A 2,756-nucleotide genomic window follows, 5' to 3' on the forward strand; every position below is an offset into this window, starting at 1 on the left:
TTCATCTTTGGCCTCGCGCCCACCACGACCCTGCGCAAGCATGTCGCGGATCTGGAGGCCAGCACGACGGCGCGCTTCGAAGCGTCGGCCAAGACAGGCAAGGTCCGCAGGTTCAAGGAGTTCGTTGACGGCGCCCGCGGCGCGGCCGGGCCGGCAGCACTCAGGCGACTATAACGGGCGCAGAGCCGACCCTGCGGCTTCCAGACATTGTCGTGTACAGCTTCAGACCCTCAAGCCGAGCCCGCAGGGCCTCGCTTACCTTTTACGGGGCGGCGGTACGTCCAAGCCGCTTCAACAGTTAAGAATTTCGCAAAGACGATACCCCCGGATCGTCGAGCTTCCGCTGCCACTTCCCGCATTCGCCGAGGCGGTCAATGACCCGCCCTTCACAATAGTTATCCGGCAAGCATCTGGATGCGAGAGATAATGTTGCCGGAGGCATCTCTCATGGCTTCTACACCTGCCTGAACGCCAGAACCGCGTTCGTGCCGCCAAAGGCGAAGGAGTTGCTCAGTGCCACGCGCACCTTGCGCTCGCGTGCCACATTGGGCGTGACGTCGAGATCGCAATCGGGGTCCAGCTCACGATAATTGGCAGTCGGCGGCACGACGCTCTCGCGGATAGCCATCACGCAGGCGATCAACTCGAGCGCGCCGGACGCGCCGAGGCAATGCGCGTGCATGGACTTGGTAGAAGAAATGGACATTGAGAAGGCGTGCTGACCGAAGACGCGCTTGATCGCCGCCGTCTCGATCTGGTCGTTGGCCTTGGTGCCGGTGCCGTGCGCGTTGAGATAGTCGACATCCTCGGCGTCCAGCCTGGCATCGGCAAGGCAGGCCCGCATTGCTGCCTCCGGCCCCTCGACAGTCGGCGCGACGATGTCGGACGCATCGGCGGAAAGGCCGGCACCGGCAATTTCGGCAAGGATGGTGGCGCCCCGAGCCAGGGCATGCTCGTAGCTTTCCAGCACCGCCATGCCGGCGCCTTCACCAAGCGACAGGCCCTGGCGATCGGCCGAGAATGGCCGGCAAGTATCGGGCGAAAGCACGCGGATCGCTTCCCATGCCTTCAGCACACCCCATATGAGCGGCGCTTCGCTGCCGCCGGCAAGCATCACGTCGGCCCGGCCGAGCCTGATCTGGTCCACCGCGCAGGCAATCGCATGGTTTGCCGAGGAACAGGCGGACGTGACGCCGAACACCGGCCCGCGCAGACCAAGACTCATGCTGACCTGGCCGGCAGCGGCACCCGGCATCGCCTTGGGTACAGTCAAGAGAGCGGCACGCTTACCGCCCAGAAGGATGGCGCGGTAGGTTTGCTCGATCGCATCCCACCCGCAGCCGCCAACGCCCACCGTCGCACCGAAGCGATAGCTATTTCCCTCTTTGGAGGAAAGTCCGGCCTGACGCATGGCTTCGCGCGCCGCAAGCACAGCGAGCAGGCTGAAGCGGTCCATGGAGATGAGTTGCTTGCCGTCGATGTCATGCTCCGGCAGCGCCTTGATCTCGGCACCAATCCTGACCCTCAATTCATGGAGCTCGGAGTTGACGATTGGGCCGATGGCGGAGCGGCCTTCTCGCATCTCTGTCCAAATGGCGGCGGCGTTGGTCCCAAGCCCGCAAATACCGCCAATCCCAGTAATCACGACGCGCCTGTCCATTCACACCCCCTTAGCGAGCAAGCTGCGCACGGCTTCCACCATGTCCCCAACATTCTGGAGATCCGACCATGCCTCGGCCGTATTCATCTCGATCTGGATGCCGTAGGCCTGCTCCAGGTCCCAGAGAACGTCCGCCAATCCCAGTGAATCGATACCGAGCGAAGTCAGTCCCGTGGCAGCCGTTATCTCGCCGCCTGTGGCAGGCGCTATGCCGCCCTCCGACGCGGCGCGCTTCTTGATAATGGCGATTATTTCGTTGGCGAGTTGATCTGCCATCTTGTTCCTTTCCAGATTGCGTTTTCGGCGTCGTTCAAAACCCGAGTCGCGTCGCGTTGCCAAAATTGCCCCTCATAGAGCCTGTGCGACCGACCAAGCCCAATGCCCATAGGAACCGGACGAGTTCCGGCTTCTGCGGCGTCAGCCCGATGACGAAGAAAAGTCGCCGGCCTCCCGCTTTTGCGCCAGCACATCAAGAATCTGCGTGTAAATGGATAGGAACCGTCGTCAAACGTCAGCTAAACGCTGCGACGGTGGGTGCTGTCAGCGTATTCACTCGGCACCTCATATGTAATCGAGATGTTTCATAGCTCCGGACCAGTTGCGATCAACTATTGTACCGGTCCGCCATTCGTCGGAGAGTTCGACATGATCGGAGCGCTGCCTCTCATTCCCAGTACAATCTCCACCGCACGCGACAGATTTCCTCTTTCGGGCTCTTCTCAAGGGACTCGCCACGCGATAGAGGCAGTGATCGGCGCACGTGAGGTCCTGCCAAGTCCATGCGACATTCCGGAAAATTGGTAAAATCGTTTGTTTCAATCAAATGCATCCACGCTATGGATAGCTAAGACATGCGTTTCAAAGGGCTCGATCTGAATCTTCTCGTCGTTCTCGACGCGCTGCTGAGCGAGCGCGGCCTCACGGCGGCGGCACGCCGCATCAACCTAACCAAATTCATGGGGGTTGGTGGATGTGGCGCAAGCCGTTGAAATGACGTAGGATTTGGTTGCCTAAGCCGATCCGAACCATTTCCCGGAGACCACACCCACCATGAACGATCTTGCGCTGCCGCTGAGCGGTTTGTCATCAGTCGGCG

The 2,756-nt window shown here is 60.9% G+C and carries 2 protein-coding genes and 3 pseudogenes; 3 read left to right on the forward strand and 2 right to left on the reverse strand.

The window, feature by feature from the left end; genetic code table 11:
• A pseudogene (locus NKK47_RS34790) lies at positions 1–135 on the forward strand (IS1380 family transposase); the annotation flags it as partial.
• Between the two features lie 168 nt (positions 136–303).
• Positions 304–468, forward strand: a pseudogene (locus tag NKK47_RS34795) (LysR family transcriptional regulator); the annotation flags it as partial.
• Here the strand turns inward: NKK47_RS34795 and NKK47_RS34800 are convergent.
• Together NKK47_RS34800 and NKK47_RS34805 are read right to left on the reverse strand one after the other, a co-directional pair.
• Positions 455–1,660, reverse strand: coding sequence for a beta-ketoacyl-[acyl-carrier-protein] synthase family protein (locus NKK47_RS34800; RefSeq protein WP_352453892.1), 1,206 nt, complete (start codon positions 1,658–1,660; stop codon positions 455–457). The pseudogene NKK47_RS34795 and the gene NKK47_RS34800 overlap by 14 nt on opposite strands.
• Positions 1,661–1,936, reverse strand: a complete 276-nt coding sequence (locus tag NKK47_RS34805; RefSeq protein WP_352458906.1) for an acyl carrier protein — start codon at positions 1,934–1,936, stop codon at positions 1,661–1,663.
• Between the two features lie 575 nt (positions 1,937–2,511).
• On the opposite strand from NKK47_RS34805, the pseudogene NKK47_RS34810 reads away from it, so the two are divergent.
• Positions 2,512–2,613 (forward strand): annotated as a pseudogene (locus tag NKK47_RS34810) (LysR family transcriptional regulator); the annotation flags it as partial.
• Positions 2,614–2,756: the final 143 nt, after the last annotated feature.

The sequence above is a fragment of the Mesorhizobium sp. M0019 genome (genome assembly GCF_040323975.1).
In the GTDB taxonomy this organism is placed as follows: domain Bacteria; phylum Pseudomonadota; class Alphaproteobacteria; order Rhizobiales; family Rhizobiaceae; genus Mesorhizobium.